Source organism: Prevotella sp. oral taxon 376 (assembly GCF_003043945.1).
Lineage (GTDB): Bacteria > Bacteroidota > Bacteroidia > Bacteroidales > Bacteroidaceae > Prevotella.
Genome location: NZ_PYXG01000001.1, coordinates 1,247,721 through 1,267,522 on the forward strand (window position 1 = coordinate 1,247,721; position 19,802 = coordinate 1,267,522).

At 54.5% G+C, this 19,802-nt stretch carries 11 protein-coding genes; 8 read left to right on the forward strand and 3 right to left on the reverse strand.

The genetic code is table 11. The features are described from left to right. Nucleotides 1-4: 4 nt before the first annotated feature. Nucleotides 5-3,013, reverse strand: a complete 3,009-nt coding sequence (locus tag C7120_RS05380; RefSeq protein ID WP_107621401.1) for a TonB-dependent receptor — start codon at nt 3,011-3,013, stop codon at nt 5-7. Nucleotides 3,014-3,322: 309 nt separating this feature from the next. Between C7120_RS05380 and C7120_RS05385 the strand changes: the two genes are divergently transcribed. From C7120_RS05385 to C7120_RS05420, 8 genes are all read left to right on the forward strand, one after another. Continuing rightward, nucleotides 3,323-4,351, forward strand: coding sequence for a LacI family DNA-binding transcriptional regulator (locus C7120_RS05385; RefSeq protein ID WP_107620676.1), 1,029 nt, complete (start codon nt 3,323-3,325; stop codon nt 4,349-4,351). 72 nt (nt 4,352-4,423) lie between these two features. Further along, the gene (locus C7120_RS05390; RefSeq protein WP_107620677.1) at nt 4,424-5,731 is read left to right on the forward strand and encodes an MFS transporter; all 1,308 of its coding nucleotides are present in this window, start codon (nt 4,424-4,426) and stop codon (nt 5,729-5,731) included. A gap of 308 nt (nt 5,732-6,039) precedes the next feature. Then, nucleotides 6,040-6,603 (forward strand): phosphatase PAP2 family protein, encoded by a 564-nt coding sequence (locus C7120_RS05395; protein WP_107620678.1) that lies wholly within the window; start codon nt 6,040-6,042, stop codon nt 6,601-6,603. 129 nt (nt 6,604-6,732) lie between these two features. Continuing rightward, nucleotides 6,733-9,435 carry a 4-alpha-glucanotransferase gene (locus C7120_RS05400; protein WP_107620679.1) on the forward strand — a complete coding sequence of 901 codons (2,703 nt, stop codon included), beginning with the start codon at nt 6,733-6,735 and terminating at the stop codon, nt 9,433-9,435. Nucleotides 9,436-9,491: 56 nt separating this feature from the next. Beyond that, nucleotides 9,492-11,621 carry a glycoside hydrolase family 97 protein gene (locus tag C7120_RS05405; protein WP_107620680.1) on the forward strand — a complete coding sequence of 710 codons (2,130 nt, stop codon included), beginning with the start codon at nt 9,492-9,494 and terminating at the stop codon, nt 11,619-11,621. A 49-nt stretch (nt 11,622-11,670) separates the two neighbouring features. Then, on the forward strand, nt 11,671-13,767 hold the full coding sequence (locus C7120_RS05410) for an alpha-1,6-glucosidase domain-containing protein (RefSeq protein WP_107620681.1): 2,097 nt from the start codon (nt 11,671-11,673) through the stop codon (nt 13,765-13,767). 1 nt (nt 13,768) lies between these two features. Next, nucleotides 13,769-15,700, forward strand: a complete 1,932-nt coding sequence (locus tag C7120_RS05415; protein WP_107620682.1) for a glycoside hydrolase family 13 protein — start codon at nt 13,769-13,771, stop codon at nt 15,698-15,700. Between the two features lie 400 nt (nt 15,701-16,100). Then, on the forward strand, nt 16,101-18,497 hold the full coding sequence (locus C7120_RS05420) for a TonB-dependent receptor (RefSeq protein WP_233247029.1): 2,397 nt from the start codon (nt 16,101-16,103) through the stop codon (nt 18,495-18,497). 114 nt (nt 18,498-18,611) lie between these two features. On the opposite strand, the gene C7120_RS05425 is transcribed toward C7120_RS05420, so the two are convergent. Both C7120_RS05425 and C7120_RS05430 read right to left on the reverse strand, forming a co-directional pair. Continuing rightward, on the reverse strand, nt 18,612-19,187 hold the full coding sequence (locus C7120_RS05425; protein WP_107620683.1) for a chromate transporter: 576 nt from the start codon (nt 19,185-19,187) through the stop codon (nt 18,612-18,614). Then, the gene (locus C7120_RS05430; protein WP_233247075.1) at nt 19,187-19,729 is read right to left on the reverse strand and encodes a chromate transporter; all 543 of its coding nucleotides are present in this window, start codon (nt 19,727-19,729) and stop codon (nt 19,187-19,189) included. The genes C7120_RS05425 and C7120_RS05430 overlap by 1 nt, the downstream gene beginning before the upstream one ends. Nucleotides 19,730-19,802 lie beyond the last annotated feature (73 nt).

Consider the following 19,802-nt stretch of genomic DNA (forward strand, 5'->3'; position numbering starts at 1 on the left):
AACTTTAGAAATTAAGATTCAGCCCAATCTGGAAACTCATTGGACGGGGATATGGGTTACTGTCTATGCCGCTCGCAACCTCGGGGTCGATGCCGTCATACTTGGTAATCATGAACGGGTTCTGTGCGGTAAAGTAGATGCGACCCGAGAAATACTGGGTGTTGTTGTAGGTCAGCAGGGCCGGGAATGTATAGCCAAGCGTGATATTGGTACACTTCAGGTAAGAGGCATTGCGAATGAAGTAGTCGCTCTGGTATGGATTGTTGACAGTTGTTCCCGTAAACCCTAAGGCAATAGCTTCTGCCGAAGTGTTAGAGAACGCCGAGTTATGGTAGAGACCAGAACTGGATATGGAAGCCTTGCTCGCCAGGAAGTCATAGTAGACATAGTTGCCGATGGACGCATGGAAAGCCGCGCTCAAATCCCAGTTCTTGTAGATGAACTTGGTGGTGAGACCCATGATGACAGGAGCGGCCGGACTCTTGTAGTAATAGCGGTCGCCGTCGTTAATCTGGCCGTCGGCATTGCGGTCTACATAAAGACCTTCGATAGGTTTGCCGGCCTCATCATAAACTTGCTGATAGACGAAGAAACTGTTGGTGGGCTGTCCTACCTTGTGCCTCTGTATCTTGGTATTGTTACCGCGGGAAATCTTATCACCCGTCCATACCCAGTCTTGGGCACCGGCTTCCAGCTCAGTAATCTCGTTCTTGTTCCAACCGACATTATAAGTAATATCCCATGTAAAATCCTTTGTTACGATGGGCTTGACATCAAATGCGAGCTCAAGGCCATAGTTTTTCAGTGATCCTATATTCTGCAGCTGCGTGTCGCCGAATGTTGTGCCGGCAGGAACATTTACGGTAGCAAGCAAATCTGAGGTCTTGCGATAGTAGCCGTCAAGGTTTACTACGAAGCGGCCGTTATTGGCACTGAAATCAATACCTGCATTATAGGTCGTGGTTTTCTCCCATGTCAAATTCTCGTTGTAGTTGTTCGGGCGAACCGTATAATAATAGGTATCGCCGAAAGGATATTGAGCGTAGGAGTTGCCGCGCACATAAAGCGGCAGATAATAGAAGTCGTCGATGCCGTTCTGCTGACCGGTCTTACCCCAGCCCAGGCGTAGTTTCAACTCGTCGAGCCAGTTTACATTCTTGAGGAACTTCTCGTTGCTGATCTTCCAGGCAAAGGCTGCCGATGGGAAATAGCCCCATTTGTGCCCTTTGGCAAAGCGAGAAGAACCGTCGGCGCGGAAAGTTGCCGTAATCAGGTAGCGGTCGAGGAGGTTATAGTTCAAGCGACCGAAGTAAGACACGAGACTATTGCGTTGAGCCCACTGCTGCTCGGAACGGAGAGCAGGGTTGTGTGCCTCGCCCGTGGCCCAGTCTGTGCCTTGTCCTTCGTTATAGCCGCTTCTGTGATAATGGCTGTCCTCGGCACCTGCCATGATGTCTACTCCGTGAGCCCCGAACTGGTGCTGATACTGGGCATAGGCACTTCCCACGATGCTGTATTTCCAATAGTAGGTCATTCCTTCCCATCCATAGTAGTTGTTGCTGTAGGAGTAGCGTGAATTCTGGTCGCTTTGATCGGTTGCCGTATACTGTGCGCCAAGGGAAGCATGGATTCTCAAATCCTCGAAGCCGTGGATCTTATAGTCCATTTCTATATTGCCGCTGAAGTCGTTGGAGTTAGCCAAGGTGTGCTGGTTGTTGAGCAGAGCCAGAGGGTTTTGCGGAGCATTGGAGTTGGTTGTGTATTTCCAGCTCTTATCATTAAAATCGGCATTCAACAGGTTCTGATACCAGCCTCCCGTAAATTTATACTTCTCGTCCGACATTCTGACAGGACGGGTAGGGTCAATGGACAAGGCCGATCCTATTGCGCCGCCAGCATCGGCATAGCGGTCTTTCTCATACATGTACTTCGCCGTGATGTTGAAGTTCAGATGTCCGCCGAGCAAGGTCGGAGCCAGGTTTACCGATGCGTTCGTACGGCGCATCCAGCTGGTTTTCACGATACCGTTGGAGATGTTGTAGCCTACGCTTATGCGATAAGGCATATTTTTCAGGCCGCCGCTCATGCTGACGCTTTGGTTGGTAGAAACCGCGGTGCGGAAGATCTCGTCCTGCCAGTCGGTGTCGGCATCGCCGAGCAAGGAAGCGTCGAGCCCGCTGATAGATCCCACGAGTTTCTTGTAGTCGGCCGCGTTCAGAACATCGTATTTCTTCTGGATCATAGACACCGTAACATCTCCGTTATAGTTGAATTTCGGGGCCTGCCCTGTGCGCCCCTTCTTCGTTGTGATGATAATTACGCCGTTGGAAGCACGGGAACCGTAGATGGCAGTGGCCGAAGCGTCCTTCAGTACGGTAAAAGTCTCGATGTCGTTGGGGTTGATCATCGCGAGGATATTGCTCATACCCTTAGCGGTGTTGTTGTCGATAACCAGTCCGTCTATTACATAGAGCGGATCGTTGCTGGCGTTCAGGGAAGCGCCGCCACGGATGCGAATCTGCGCGCCGGCACCCGGAGTGCCTCCCGTGGTCTGTACATCCACGCCGGCCACCTTGCCGACGAGCATGTCGGAGGCGTTGTTCGTAATACCTTTTGACAGGTCGTCCGGCTTCATGGCCGTAACCGAGCCGGTGAGATCTTCCTTCTTGGCATGACCGTAACCGATTACCACCACCTGTTCGAGGGTCTTGGCATCATCCAGCATAGTGATGACTATATTCGGACTTGCAGTGGCGGTAGCGGTCATGTATCCTATATAAGATACGGTGATCGTTGCGCCCTGGTCAGCCTTGATAGAGAAGTTGCCGTCGATGTCTGACACCGCTGCCGCCTTACCGCCTACGCTGATAGTGGCACCGATGACAGGTTCGCCGGTAGCATCTTTGACATGCCCTTTGACAGTGATAGACTGTGCAAAGGCACAGACTGAAAGGAGAAGCCCGCAAACTATTGCAAGCATCCTTAAAGGCATAGTGATTTTTACCTGCTTCATCATTTTTTTGGTTTTATTAGTTAGCTATGTTGTTGTTAATTTTGTTATTGTCAGTTAGTTAGGGCCGGTAATCCAGTGAAAGTTCATCCGTTTTAGGTTTGCGGATTAAAGGTTTCTATCGCCTCTCATTGAGAAACTCCCACGCTGCAAATTTAGCTTGTTTAGCGATACATTATAATTTTTTTCGGTAAAAATCGTTAATTATAGCGTGCAAACGATTGCACGATTAAAACGCAATTAATAAAAAAGGTAATTGTCAACTATTTCAGGGGTTTCATTATCTTTGCATCGAGCTTAAAACAAAATCTGATGAGTGAATCTACGCCTATTACGATGAAGGATATTGCCAGGAAGTTTGGGGTCTCCGTGGCAACGGTGTCGCGTGCGCTCAATGACAACAAGCGCATCAGCGAACCCACTCGCAAGGCCATTCAGGCTTATGCCCTGGAACACGGCTTCTATCCCAATATCATCGGTGAGCAGTTGCGCCATTCAAAGGTGAAGAATACGCACATCATCGGTGTCATCGTTCCGCAGTTTGCACATTATTATTTTGCGACGATCCTCAGTGGCATCGAGGAGGAGGCCAATGCCCGCGGCTATTACATCATGGTGGCCCAGAGCAACGAAAAATATGAGCGTGAGGTCGAGATCTGCCGTAACTTCTATAAGAGCAGGGTGTGTGGCGTCATCGTCTCTCAGGCCAAGGACACGGTCCGCTATGATCATTTCCAGCGGCTCATAGACAATGGGATTCCTCTTGTTTTCTATGACAGGATTTCCACGGGCGTGGATTCCTCGCGCGTCGTGGTGGATGATTACATGGGTGCCTTCACGGCCGTGAGCCATCTCGTTGATACGGGCTGTCGGCGCATAGCCTTCTATGGAGCCCCTCTGACATTGGAGATTTCCAAGAACCGCCTTAACGGATACAAGGACGCTTTGCTGAAGCATGGCATGAAGATAGACGAGAGCCTGATCCGCTATTGCGACAACCGTGCCGATGCGGAGGCCATAACGCCGCAGATGCTTGAGAGGAATGACAGGCCCGACGGCTTCTTTGCGGTGAACGATGATACGGCAATCGGCATTCTGTATACGGCCAAGCGCATGGGCTTCAGGATTCCTGACGATGTCGGAATCTGCGGGTTCACCAACGGTTATCGGGCCATAGCCTGCGACCCGATGCTCACCACGGTTGAGCAACGCGGCTTTCAGGTGGGCGAAGAAGCGGCCAATATTCTCATTCGGCAGGTAGAAGGCTTGATTCCGAAGGACAAGGTGGAGCGCAGGGTGGTAAGAACCAAGCTGATCGTGCGTGGCACAACCAAGGAGTAAGCCGCTCTTCCTCTCCCTTATGGGAAACGGCAGTATAAGACAAGGAATAGAAACAAACAATCTAAATATAATATGAACAAGCAGAAACCTGATATGAAATTCTGGGGGCTCTGGAACCTCAGCTTCGGTTTTTTCGGCGTGCAGATAGCCTATGCGCTGCAGAGTGCCAATGTGTCGAGAATCTTTGCTACCCTGGGCGCAGACCCCCACAGCCTGAATTACTTCTGGGTGCTTCCACCGCTGATGGGCATCATCGTGCAGCCGATTGTGGGTACGCTGAGCGACCGCACCTGGACGCGTTTCGGCCGGCGAATACCTTATTTATTTATAGGGGCCGCCCTGGCGGTCCTCGTGATGTGCCTGCTGCCCAATGCGGGTTCTTTCGGCCTTGCCGTAGGGGCTGTGATGATATTCGGACTGGTTGCGCTGATGTTCCTCGACACTTCGCTTAACATGGCGATGCAGCCTTTCAAGATGCTCGTGGGCGACATGGTGAACGAGAAGCAGAAGACTAAGGCCTACAGCATTCAGAGTTTCCTGTGCAATGCGGGCAGCGTGGTGGGGTTTGTCTTTCCGTTTTTCTTCACATGGCTGGGCATCCGGAATGTGGCGGCTGCCGGCGAAGTGCCCGACTCGGTGAAGTGGTCGTTCTATGTGGGAGCGGGCATCCTCATCCTCTGCGTGGTCTACACCGCGCTGAAAGTGCGGGAGTGGAATCCGCGGGAATACGCGGAATACAATCCTGTCTCTGAGACCAGGGAGGAGAAAGCCGACTGGATTACGCTGCTCCGGAATGCTCCCGCCACTTTCTGGAAGGTGGGCTTGGTGCAGTTTTTCTGCTGGGCAGGCATGCTGTATATGTGGAACTACACCACCGGAGCTATTGCCGAGACCGTATGGAATACCACCGATGCCGGTTCGGCAGCTTTTCAGGAGGCCGGCAACTGGGTGGGAATCCTCTTCGCCGTGCAGGCCGTGGGCAGCGTGATATGGGCAGCCCTGCTTCCCAGTTTCAGGAATATCAAGGTGGCCTACTCGTTGAGCCTCGCCATCGGCGGCATCGGCTTTGCCATGATCCCGTTTCTCCACAATCCCTACACGCAGTTCATCGCCTTCCTGCTCATCGGCTGCGCCTGGGCCGCCATGCTGGCCATGCCGTTCACTTTCGTTACCAATGCCTTGCAGGGCTACGGCCACATGGGAGCCTATCTGGGGCTCTTCAACGGTACGATTTGCCTTCCCCAGATTGTCGCGGCCCTCTTTGGCGGCATGATACTGCGTCTCGTGGGCAGCCATCAGAGCACGATGATGATTGTGGCCAGTGGGCTGTTCTTGTGCGGGGCCTTGGCTGTAACCTTCATCAGGGCGAGGAAAGCTTAGGACATTGATGACCCGGACAACGGCAATCGGCTGCCGCCGTGGGTTGCTGTTGCTGGGAGCTTGTAATGCGCCGCATGTCTTCCGGCGGATTACAAACCGTTTGTAACAGGATTACAAGCTGTTTGTAACAGGATTACTTGCCGTTTGTAATCACATTACTAACAGCGGGTAATATCATTGCCACTTGTTGGCAAGAATCCGGTAAGATGCTCCCTTTGCTCCGGTTCGTTGTCTCCGGATGCCCTTTTGCCGCTTTTTGCCGGTGCCGTTTTCTTGGTTGATAGGAATCTTTTTTGTATTTTTGCATCATGAAAAGCTTTATCTGTAGTCTGCTGTTCCTGCTGACTGCCTTGCCGATGCAGGCGCAGAAGGAGTTTCATGGCGACGGCATCGACGACTATCTGCGCTTTGTGCCCATGGCGTCGGCCTATGTGCTCAAGATGAGCGGCGTGCAGAGTGCCTCGTCGTGGAAGCGGCTGATGGTAAATTCCGCGGTCTCCCTGACCGTTTCCCTCGGTGTGGCTTATGGTTTGAAGCAGACCGTTCATGAATGGCGGCCCGACGGAACCGATCGCCGTGCCTTCCCCTCGGGTCATGCCACATTAGCCTTTGCGGGAGCCACCATATTATATAAGGAGTTTGGCCATGTGTCTCCGTGGATCAGTGTGGCAGGATATGGAGTTTCCGCTTTCACGGCCGTCGATAGGGTGCGGCGCAATCGCCACGACTGGGGGGATGTGGCTGCCGGTGCTGCCATTGGTGTCGGGGGTGTCCTGCTGGGTTATTGGATCGGCGACAGGATAACGGGCGAGCGACGCAGGTGCGATGTGGCCCTGACGGGCAGCGGGGTGTGCCTCGTCTATCGGTTCTGAATGCCGGGAGGTCCTGTGGTCCATGGGTGCGCAATCGTTTGCATAAAACTTTTCTGCCTTTGCACACTTTCGTTACACCTTGTGTTATAATAATTGCTAACTTTGAACCAAATTTATTAACCAAAGCCTATGAACTTGAAATTTAATATCGGCTACAGAACCGTATTCGGTGAGGAGCTGGTCCTCAATGTGGTTGATAACGATAAGCTGGGAAGCACCAAAGAGTCGCAATACAGAATGAGCACGGTGGACGGCGAGCACTGGGTGTGCCAGATAAGCCTTGCCAAAGGGCAGGCTCCGAAAGTGCTCCGCTATTACTTCAGCGTTCACCGGGCCGGCGTGCAGAGCCGTCATGAATGGAAAACCATGCTCCACACGCTGGAGCTCAGCTCACACAGAGCAGACTTCTATAACCTCTTCTGTCGCTGGGCAGACATCCCCGAGGAATCCTATCTCTACAGCTCGGCCTTCACCGACTGCATCAACCGGTGTCGCGTCGAAGCTCTCAAGGTCTCCGAATTCAAGAAGACCGTCCGGCTTCAGGTGCGTGCCCCGCAGCTCCGTAACGGTGAAAAGCTGGGCGTGGTGGGCTCGGGCGACAAGCTTGGAAACTGGAATATCGACCAGGCTCTTCCCATGACGGAGCACAACTACAATGAATGGGTGGTGGACCTTGATGCCGACGACTATCCCCAAGGCAGGCTGGAGTTCAAGTTCGTGGCCTTCAGCGAAGAGGGCGAGACGGCCCCCATGTGGGAGGACGGCCTGAACCGCACCATCGACCTGCCGTGGATGAACGAGGGCGAGTTGGTGAGTTACGACCTCACGCAGGCCTTCTTCCCGCTCTCCAATGAGAAGCTGGCCGGAACGCTGGTACCGGTGTTCTCGCTCCGTTCGAAGAGGAGCTTCGGTGTCGGCGACTTCGGCGACCTCCGCATGATGATAGACTTCGTGGCAGCCACCCATCAGCGGGTGCTGCAAATCCTGCCGATCAACGACTCTACGACCACCCACACTTGGACCGACAGCTATCCCTATAGCTGCATCAGCATCTTCGCGCTGCACCCGCAGTTTGTAAACCTCCACCAGCTTCCCGGGCTCAAGGACGAGCAGTTGCGGGCAAAATTCGCCGCGGAACGCGAGGAACTGAATGCCTTGCCGCAGATAGACTATGAGCGGGTGAACAAGGCCAAGCTCGCCTATCTGCGTGTCCTCTTCGAGCAAGAGGAAGGGCGGGAGATGATGAGGAGTGCCGAATTCAAGGCATTCTTTGCCGAAACGGAGAGCTGGCTGGTGCCGTATGCACAGTATTGCACCTTGCGCGATGAGTATGGAACGGCCGATTTCAACACTTGGAAAGACCATCGCGTGTGGAACGAGGGCGACCGCAAGCAGCTCTCCAATCCGCGCTCGAAGGCATATGGGGAGGTCGCGTTCTTCTATTTCGTCCAGTTCGTTCTCAACACCCAGATGCAAGGCGTGCATGAGTATGCCAAGTCTAAGGGTGTCATCCTCAAGGGCGACATCCCCATCGGGGTAAACCGCAACGGTTGTGATGTATGGACCGAGCCCAAATACTTTAATCTCGACGGGCAGGCCGGAGCACCGCCCGACGACTTCAGCGTGAATGGACAGAACTGGGGATTCCCCACTTACAACTGGAATGAGATGCTCAAGGACGACTGTGCATGGTGGGTGCGTCGCTTTCAGAATATGTCGAAGTTCTTCGATGCCTACCGCATCGATCATGTGCTGGGGTTCTTCCGCATTTGGGAGATTCCCGTGGAGGCCGTCCACGGCTTGCTCGGGCAGTTCGTGCCGTCGCTGGCCATGAGCCGCGAGGAGATAGAAGCCTACGGACTCCACTTCCAGGACGACTTCTTCCTGAAGCCGTTTATTGCCGACTGGGTGCTAGACCGTGTCTTCCGGGAGCATGCGCAGGAAGTGAAGGAGACCTATCTGAACCATGCACATGATGACCTCTGGGAGATGAAACCGGCGTTTGACACGCAGCGCAAGGTGGAGAGAGCTTTCGAGGGTAAGACCACCGAGAAGGACATTTGGATTCGCGACGGGCTCTATGCACTCATCAGCAATGTGCTCTTTCTCCGAGACCGTAAGAATCCGGAACTCTTCCATCCGAGAATCTCAGCCCAGTTCGGCTTCACCTACGAGGCCCTCTGGGACAGCGACAAGGCTGCGTTCAACCGTCTTTATAACGATTATTACTATCGCCGTAACAACCATTTCTGGTACAGCGAGGCCATGAAGAAGCTACCGAAGCTCGTTCAGGCTACGCGCATGCTCGTCTGCGCCGAAGATCTCGGTATGGTTCCCGACTGCGTGTCATGGGTGATGAGCGAGCTCCGCATCCTGAGCCTTGAGATTCAGAGCATGCCCAAGGACCCCTCTGTCAGGTTTGGATATCTCTCGCGTAATCCTTATCGCAGCGTGAGCACCATCTCCACGCACGACATGTCGACCCTGCGCCAGTGGTGGGATGAGGACTACGAGCGTGCCCAGGCTTATTATAACAGTATGCTGCATCGGGGAGGAGCCGCGCCTCACCCGCTGCCCGGCTGGCTTGCTCGCGATATCGTGAGCCGACATCTCTCGTCGCCGTCGATGCTCTGCGTATTGAGCATCCAAGACTGGCTGGCCATCGACGAAGACCTGCGGTTGGCGGATGCGAATGCCGAGCGCGTCAACATTCCGGCCAACCCACATCATTATTGGCGCTATCGCATGCACCTGAACCTCGAGGACTTGATAGGAAATAAAGACTTTAAGCAGAATATCTCGGAACTGGTGCTCCAGTCTGGAAGAAAATAATCCATCGGCCCTCCCGCTCTTAAGGGGGAGGGGGCCGTTCATTAATAGAAGTTTTTATGAAAAAGATTGCCTTATTCCTTTTCACAATGCTATTGCCGGTTATGGCAATGGCACAGGAGGTAAAGTCGCCTGACGGCAATATTGTGGTGGCTTTCCAAGTTGATAATGGCCGTCCTTGCTACCTTGTGAATTACAAAAACAGGTCTGTGGTGAAGAAAAGCTATCTTGGTCTGGAACTGGCCAAGAACAGGAATGCCAGTAAGCGGTTTGACGAAACCGACCTGATGGAAGGCTTCCAGATAGCCAAGAGCGAGACTTCCACCTTCGATGAGACCTGGAAGCCGGTATGGGGCGAGACTGCCACTATCCGTAACCATTACAACGAGCTTGCCGTAACGCTGAATCAGATGGCTACGGGGCGCAGTATGATCATCCGTTTCCGCGTCTACGACGACGGCATGGGACTGCGCTACGAGTTTCCGCAGCAGGCGTCCCTGAACTATTTCATCATCAAGGAAGAGCATACGCAGTTTGCCATGGCGGGCGACCACACGGCATGGTGGTTGCCCGGCGACTACGACACGCAGGAGCAGGAGACGCAGGAGACAAAGCTGTCCGGCATCCGCGCCCGTTTCAACGAGGCCGTAAACTGGAGCAACTCGTCGGTTTCGGTCTTCTCTCCGACGGGTGTTCAGACCTCTCTACAGATGCGCTCGGACGACGGGCTCTATATCAACATTCACGAGGCGGCCTGCGTCAACTATGCCACCATGCACCTCAACCTCGACGATAAGAACATGGTCTTTGAGAGTTGGCTTACTCCCGACGCGACAGGTCTTAAGGGTTGTCTCCAGACTCCGTGCGCAACGCCTTGGCGCACGGTGATGGTCAGTGATGATGCCCGCGACATGCTGTCCTCTAATCTGATACTGAACCTTAACGAGCCATGTAAGATTGAGGACACCAGTTGGATTCACCCCGTGAAGTATTGCGGCGTGTGGTGGGAGATGATAGTGGGTAAAAGCTCATGGAGATATACCGACGAGTTCCCCTCCGTGAAGCTGGACGAGGTCGACTGGGCCAAGGCAAGGCCTAACGGGCGGCATGGCGCAACGACGGCGAATGTAAAGAAATATATCGACTTTGCTGCCGCGAACGGCCTCTCCGAAGTGCTCGTGGAAGGCTGGAATGTCGGCTGGGAAGACTGGGCTGGCTGCTGGAAGCAGGATGTCTTCGACTTCGTTACCCCCTATCCGGACTTCGACATCAGGTATTTGAACGACTACGCTCACTCCAAAGGGGTAAAACTCCTGATGCACAACGAGACTTCCTCAAGCACCATTAACTATGAGCGGTACCTGGGGGCAGCCCTTAACCTGATGAACCAATACGGCTATGATGCCGTCAAGACAGGCTATGTGGGGGATATAATTCCTCGTGGCGACCACCATTTCAGCCAGTCGATGAACAATCATTATCAGTATGTGGTGGAACAGGCGGCCAAGCATCACATCATGGTGAATGCCCACGAGGCGGTCCGGCCTACGGGCTTGTGCCGCACATGGCCGAATCTCGTGGGCAACGAGAGTGCCCGTGGGGGCGAATATGAGGCCTTCGGAGGGAACCGGCCGGACCATACCGTGATCCTGCCGTTCACTCGCCTTCAGGGCGGACCTATGGACTATACGCCCGGTATATTGGAGACGCAGCTCAAGACATGGTCTGACAATACGAGCTATGTGCACACCACCTTGGTCGGACAGCTGGCTCTTTATTTAGTAATGTACAGTCCTCTTCAGATGGCAGCCGACCTTCCGGAGAACTACGCGAAGTATAACGATGCCTTCCAGTTCATTAAGGATGTGGCCGTTGACTGGGAAGACTCCAGGTATCTGGAAGCAGAGCCGGCCGATTACATCACCGTGGCCCGCAAGGCAAAGGGCACCGACAACTGGTTTATAGGAGGAAAATGCGATGAAAACGGACACAGGTCAATCGTCAGACTCGACTTCCTCGACAAGGGGCGCAAGTATGCCTGCACCATTTATGCGGATGCCAAGGGTGCTCACTACGAGAAAAATCCCAAGGCTTATACGGTTACCAAGCGCACGGTGAAGAAGGGCGATGTCTTGAAATTGACAGAGGCGCCGGGCGGAGGCTTTGCCGTTTCGCTCATTGCACAATAATCATTGGTGGCGGGTGTGCCGTCAGCGGGACACCTGCCCAATACGGCTTATGGATACAAAAAGACTATTATTTGCGTTTATATTGGGCTTTTACATGCTGGATATTGCCGCACAAAAGAGCGGTTTCGACTTCAACGAGGTGGCTTACACCCCTTCGGAGACCACTTTCCGCCTGTTCGCGCCGCGGACGATGAAGCGCGTGAGGCTTACGGTCTACGACAAGGACGCGCCGCTTCCGTGGGAAAACTACCTGAAGAAAGACAGCCTCGGTGTCTATGCCGCCCTTAATGAATACCGTTCCTATAAGATGAAACATGTGGGAGGCGATGTCTGGCAGGCCGTGGTGAAAGGTGACCTGAAGGGAAAATACTATAGTTTCAATGTGGCCGACCATACCCGGGTGGGCATGGCTTGCGTGCCGATACCCTTCACCTACAAGACTTATTTCGGTGAAACACCCGGTGTCTTTGCCAAGGCGGTGGGCGTGAACGGCAACCGCGGAGCCATTATCGACCTGGCAGAGACCAATCCCGAAGGTTGGGAAAACGACCGGCGGCCGGAGCTGAAGTCGCCCTCCGACCTCGTCATCTATGAGATGCACCACCGAGACTTTTCCATTGACGCCTCGTCGGGCATCGTCCACAAGGGCAAGTTTCTTGCGCTTACCGAGCCGAAGGCCATTGCCCATCTGCGGAATCTGGGCGTGAACGCCGTACATATCCTGCCGTCTTACGACTTCGGGTCGATTGATGAGACGCGTCTCGACCAGCCTCAATACAACTGGGGGTACGACCCCGTCAACTATAATGTGCCCGAGGGCTCCTACAGCACCGACCCCTACGATCCCCTCGTGCGCATCCGGGAGTTCAAGCAGATGGTGCAGGCTCTTCACAAAGCAGGCATCCGGGTCATCCTCGATGTGGTTTACAACCACACTTACGACATTGCCCACAGCAATTTCCAGCGCACCTATCCCGACTATTTCTATCGTAAGACCGACAGGGGCGACGGCCCTGAAAGGGTGGTGGGCCGTGCGGGGCTGATAAACTATGGTCCGAAAGAAAATACGGGAACCTACTCCGACGGGTCGGGCTGCGGCAATGAGACGGCCTCAGAGCAGCCCATGATGCGCCGGTTCATGATAGAATCGGTGAAATACTGGGCCACGGAATACCATATCGACGGCTTCCGTTTCGACTTGATGGGCGTGCACGATATCGAGACGATGAACCAGATCCGTGCCGAGGCCGACCGCATAGACCCCTCGATATTCATCTATGGCGAGGGATGGAGCGCGGGCAGTTGCGCCCATCCTGCCGAGGAGCTTGCCCTGAAGGCCAATATCAGCCGGATGCCCCGCATCGCCGCCTTCAGCGACGACATTCGCGATGCCCTCCGCGGTCCGTTCTCCGACGACAGGAAGGGGGCGTTTCTTGCGGGCATCGCCGGCGAGGAGGAGAGCCTGAAGGCAGGTATCGCGGGCATGATAGCCCATCCCCAGATAGATTATAATAAGGTGAACTACTCCAAGAAGCCGTGGGCTGCCGAGCCGTCGCAGATGGTCAGCTATGTGAGCTGCCACGACGACATGTGTCTGGTAGACCGTTTGCGGGCCGAAATGCCGCAGATTACGACCGAGGAGCTGATTCGCCTCGACCTGCTTGCCCAGACCGCCGTCTTCACTTCACAGGGTGTGTCCTTCCTCTTGGCGGGCGAAGAGATGCTCCGCGACAAGAAGGGCGTGCACAACAGCTACAACTCTCCGGATGAGATCAATCGTCTGGACTGGCAGAACCTTACCCGTTATCCGCAGGTCTTTGCCTATTACAAGAACCTCATCCGGCTGCGCAAGAACCATCCGGCCTTCCGCATGGGCGACGCCGAAAAGGTGCGCCGCCATCTTCATTTCCTCCCCACGGAGCCTTGTCTGGTCGGTTTCTATATCGACGGCAGGGAGGTGGGCGACAGCTGGGACCGCATCGTGGTCATCCTGAATTCCTCCAAGGAACCTCGTGAGGTTTCCGTGCCGGAAGGCAGCTATACGGTAGTCTGCTGCGACGGTGTAATCGACGAGGGCGGCAGCGAGAAGACAGAGGGCGGAAAGGTAGTAGTAGACCCGCAGTCAGCATTGATCATACATAGTTAATATGAGAAATATAATCCTGATATTCAGTTTGTTTCTGAGCGTGGTGCCGGCAAGTGCGCAGGTGAAGGTCAGCTGCGTGGAACCCGCCGACTGGTATGCGGGCATGAAAGATGCCTCGTTGCAGTTGATGGTCTATGGCAAGGGCATCCGCACGGCCGATGTAGAGGTGTCCTATCCGGGTGTCCGGGTCGACTCGCTCGTGCGCCTCGACTCGCCGAACTATCTCTTGGTCTACCTCAATCTGCAGGGGGCGCAGCCCGGCACGATGACGCTCTGCTTCAAGAACGGGGGCAGGGAAGCCAGGGTGAAGTATGAGCTGCGCCGGCGCGAGATGGCCGGCGAGGAGCGCAAGGGCTTCGACAATGCCGATGTGCTCTATATGCTGATGCCCGACCGCTTTGCCAACGGAAATCCCCGGAACGACCAGCTCAAGGGCATGAATGCCTATGTCTGCGACCGCACACAGCCCTCTCTCCGCCATGGAGGCGACCTGGAGGGCATCTGCCGGCATCTGGACTACTTCAATGAGCTGGGCGTTACGGCCTTGTGGCTTACCCCGGTGCTGGAGAACAATTCGCCCGATGCCAACGGTTACTCCACCTATCACGGCTATGCCACTACCGATTACTATCGCGTAGACCCGCGTTTCGGTACCAATGAGGAGTATGCCCGCCTCGTCAGGGAGGCGCATGCGAGGGGCCTGAAGGTGGTCATGGACATGATCTTCAACCACTGCGGCTTCGAGCATCCGTGGGTGAAGGACATGCCGTCAAAAGACTGGTTCAACACCCCGGAATGGCTCTCGGAAGTGCGGGATGCCACCGACAGCGGCTTGGATCGCAACACGGGGATGGCGAGCGGAGCGTCGGCCAAGACCTCCAAATACCTCCAGACTTCCTATAAGCTGACGCCCGTGCTTGATCCTTATGCATCCAAAGTCGACCTCAGGGAGACCGTAGACGGATGGTTCGTGCCCTCCATGCCCGACCTCAACCAGCGGAATCCCCATGTCATCAGATATCTCATCCAGAACTCGGAGTGGTGGATAGAGACCGTGGGCATCGACGGCATCCGCATGGACACCTATCCCTATGCCGACCGCACGGCCATGGCGCAGTGGATGGAGGCGCTCGACAGGGAGTATCCTCACTTCAACACCGTGGGCGAGACATGGGTTACCGAGCCCGCCTATCCCGCCGCATGGCAAAGGGGCAGCAAGCTCACCCGGCAGGATTCCTATCTGAAGACCGTGATGGACTTTGCCTTCTACGATCGCCTGAACAAGGCCAAGGACGAGGAGACCGACGCTTGGTGGAACGGCCTGAACCGCATCTACAATGTGCTTTGCTATGATTATGTCTATGCCGATCCGTCGAGCGTGATGGCCTTCATCGAGAACCATGATACTGACCGCTTCCTCGGCAACGGCGGGGATACGCTTGCCCTGAAGCAGGCCTATGCCCTCTTGCTCACCGTCAATCGCATCCCGCAGCTCTACTATGGCACGGAGGTGCTGATGAACGGCACCAAGGAGGTTACCGACGGCAATGTGCGCAAGGACTTTCCGGGAGGATTTCCCGGCGACCGGCACGATTGCTTCGCTCCGCGGGGACGCTCGAAGGCCGAAAGCGCCATGTTCTCATGGCTGAGCAGGCTGCTCCATTGGCGGCAGGGCAACGAATTGATATCCAAGGGACGGCAGACGCAGTTCGTTCCGTGGAAGGGAGTCTATGTCATCGCCCGCCAATACGAGGGCAGGACATTGCTGACGATTCTCAACGGGACGACCCGTAACGCCGTCTTTGAGGCGAAGCGTTATGCCGAGGTCATAGGGGCGGCACGCAAGGCGGTGGATGTCATCACGGGGCGCGAGGTGGATCTCGGGGCCGACTTTAGCCTGTCGCCGCGGCAGACGCTGATTGTTGAGTTTTAGCTGTTTGGCGGGTAGTTATATGAAATGGGATGTCGGAATGAGGAGGTTCCGGCATCCCGTTTTTCAGATGTCTGTCGGTTCGTGTCTTGGCGTTCCTCTGGTTCCGTGCCGCCGGAAGCGGCTTCCCGTGTTACGAAATCGGCGAAATCGTAAGACAAGATCGCCGATTTCGTCCGACAATTTCGCCGATTTCGTCAGGAGACTTGCCGCCCATGTAAAAAGCGGAGCAGTTTTCCTTTCTGTCCCTTTGCTGCCTCCGTTGTCGGGAAGACAAGTTTCCGGGGTCGAAAAAAATGCGGGAAATACCTAAAAGTAGGTATTGTGAGGTCTGGGAAAAGGTTGTAGTTTTGCATTTGGTAATTAAATTCAGAAATATTAAAACTTTTAAACACTAAGTGAAATGACGAGAAAATCACTGTGTGTAATTATGACTCTTCTCGTTACCATGACGGCCATGGCTCAGGAAACCGATGCCATGTTGTTTGGTGATGTGAAGAGCAAGGTAACGGGAAAACATATTCCTTATGCAAAGATTCAGGTAAAAGGAACCAAGTTGACGGCCATGTGCGACAAGACGGGCCACTTCCAGATGTCGAACCTGCCACTGGGCAAGCAGACCGTCGTGGCCAGCTGCATGGGCTATGAGAGCGAGGAGCGCGAGGTGATGATGCAGCACGGCAAGGGCTCGGAGGTCTATTTCCAGTTGGACGAGGACGAACAGGAGTTGAATCAGGTGGTGGTAACGGGAACGAGAACCCAGCACTATCTGAAGGATGTGCCCATCCGCACGGAGGTGTTGACCTCAAAAGCCATCACAAACAAGAATGCCAAGAACCTCTATGAGGCACTCGAGGGAGTGCCGGGCATCCGCGTGGAGCAGCAGTGTCAGTTCTGCAACTTCTCCATGGTGCGCATGCAGGGCCTCGGCGCGGAGCATACGCAGGTATTGATAGACGGTGAGCCTGTCTATTCGGGCTTGGCCGGGGTCTACGGTCTGCAGCAATTGGGGACCAACGATGTCGACCGCCTGGAGATCGTGAAGGGTGCGGGCTCGGCTCTCTATGGCAGCAGTGCCGTGGCCGGAGCCATCAACATCATCTCCAAGGAGCCGTCGTTTGAGCCGGAGGTAAAGGCCGACTTGCAATTCGGAAACTGGGGATATAAGAACCTGAATGCCTCTGCCTCGATACGCAAGAACGACATCGGACTGAACTTCTTCGCGCAACGCACGGAGAGTAATGCCGTCGACGATACGGGCGAAGGCGAGACCCGCGACCAGGTGAAGAAGAAAGACGGCGTGTCGGACAAGGTGGAGGCCACCCTCACGAATGTGGGTTTCGGCGTGTATTTCTTCAATCCCTTTGCCAAGAACGACAAGCTCGTGCTGCGCGGAAAGGTGATGGAAGAGCAGCGGGCGGGCGGTACGCTCGTCGACGACCAGTTCCGCAATCCCTTCTCCGAGGGCACGGAAAACATCAAGACCAACCGTCTGTCGGCCGACATGAGCTATAAGCTGCCCATCGGGAAGAAGTCGGAGCTGAACCTTGCGGCGGCTTATGTGCATCACAAGCGCAACGCCACCAACGACACTTTCTTGGGAGACTATATGGAATCGCATGGAAATCAGAAGCCTAAAGTGGACGACATGCGCCCCTATATAGCAAAGGAAAACACGCTGACACCGTCAATCACCTTCACCTCACGCCTCGGCGACCACACCTTACTGGCAGGTGTGCAGGGATATTTCACCCGTCTGCGCGAGACCGGTCTCTACTGCATCAACGACGAGGACGACCCGCTCAACGGAACGGCCTATACCTCTGTCGGAAAGAAACATGCCAACGAGTTCGGCTTCTTCCTGCAGGACGAATGGAACATATTGCCCAATCTCTCCCTGGTGCCCGGCCTGCGCCTCGACAGCCACCACTCCGGCGAGGAATACGAGTCGAGTGAGAAAGTGTATGACGGCACCTTCCCCAAGACCAGCTTCCATGAGACCTCCTTCAATCCGCGCCTTGCGCTGAAGTATGAGCTTACCCCCTCGTTTGTGTTGCGTGCCAATTTCGGTACCGGATTCCGTGCTCCTTATGGCTTTTCGGAGGACTTGCACCTGTGCAGCGGCTCTCCCCGTGTGTGGAAGTCGTCTAATCTGAAGGGTGAGCACTCTATGAGCTACAATCTTTCGGCCGACTACTACGGTTCCAAGGTGCAGCTGAGCGTCAACCTTTTCCGCACCGACTTGAGGGATAAGATTGAGTTCCGTCCGGCCAGCGCAGAAGTGAAGAAGCTGGGATATACCTATCAGTGGGAGAACATTGACGACGCTTATGTGCAGGGAGTGGAGCTCGGCGTGAAGTGGAATCCGCTTAAGGATCTCAAGACAGGGCTGAACTGGACTTTCAATCAGGGCAAATTCAAGCACGAGCGTGCGGACTGGGCCGGCACGGAGTATGCCAAGGCCAGCAAGAACATATCTCGCTTTCCGGCTATGACGGGCGATCTGAGCCTTGAATACACGCCCGGTACTTGGACCTTCAGCCTCACGGGCTCTTTGCAGGGCAAGATGTATATCGATTATATGAAAGATGACGAGGTGGCGGTGAAGATAAAAGAGACCAACACTTTCATGCTTTTCAATGCCCGCGTGGCCAAGAGATTCGGCGGGTTTACCGTCTATTGCGGGGGTAAGAACATCTTCAGCTACCTTCAGGACGAGAAACACATTGATAACGCAGCCTTCATGTATGCCCCGGTATATGGCGCGACATGGTATGCAGGCCTAAGTGTGGAAATCTAAGGGATATCTTATATAGGGAAGCGGGGCGACATTATTGTCGCCCCGCTTCTTTCTTTCTGCCGTGTCCCTCCGGTCTGCGGATGACCCCATGCCCGCCTTCATGCCGCCTTCCCATTAATATAATAGGAGTAATCCGGCAAAGGCAGCCCAGCAAATCATGTGGATGGGGTTTACTTTTACATATTTCGTGCCTACGAAAGTGGCGATGAAAAGGGCGACGCTGATCCAGAACTGCCACGGATTGGATATCGGCGAGCTGAAGTTTTCCTCATTGCAGAGCAGAAGGGTTGCCGCCGCCAGAAGACCTACGACGGCCGGTCGGAGTCCTGTGAAGACGCTCTGTACGGCAGGCGTATCCATGTATTTCATGAACATCTTGCTTATCAGGATCATCAGGATGAAGGAGGGAAGCACAAGGGCGAATGTGGCCGTGGCGCTTCCGGCTATTCCCATGAGGTTGCCGAACCCCGCATTGCGCACGGCCGTATAGCCGCAATAGGTGGCAGAGTTGATTCCGATGGGTCCCGGGGTCATCTGGCTGATGGCCACGATGTTGGTAAACTCCGCACTCGTGAGCCAATGATGGTGTATCACCGTCTCCGTCTGGATGAGCGACAGCATGCCATAGCCTCCCCCGAAACCGAACAGGCCTATCTCGAAAAATGTGATGAAGAGGTAAAGGTAAATCATTATTCAGTCGGTTTTAGGAAGGCTCCGTAGAGATAACCGCCAACTCCTGCGGCGATGATGATATAGATGGGGTTCACTCCGAGTGCCCAGATGAGCAGGGCGCTGCCTATGGGAATCCAGCAGTTCACGAGGTTGATCTTCGCGTCTTTTGCGAGATTGAAGGTGGGAACGGCAATCAGAGCCACCACGGCAGGGCGTATTCCCCTGAACATAGACTCCACCCAGGCATACTCCATGAATTCATGGAAGAACATGGCGATGAGCAGGATAATCAGAAAAGAGGGTAGTGCCGTGCCTAAGGCGGTGCAGAGAGCACCCCTCAGCTTGCGGAGCTTGTAGCCGATAAACACGCTGATGTTGATGGCGAAAACGCCCGGACAACTCTGGGCGATGGCAATCAGGTCGAGAAACTCATCCTTTTCAATCCAGCGTCTCTTGTCTACGACCTCGCTCTCAATGATGGGAATCATGGCATATCCGCCACCCAAGGTGAAGGTGCCGATCTTGAAAAAGGTCTTGAAGAAGGCCCAATAGTTCGCCAGTCGACCGTTGTCTGCTTTCTCCGCAGCAGCGGAAAATGGTATTTCGGTCTGTTTTAGGGAAGGAATATCGTCC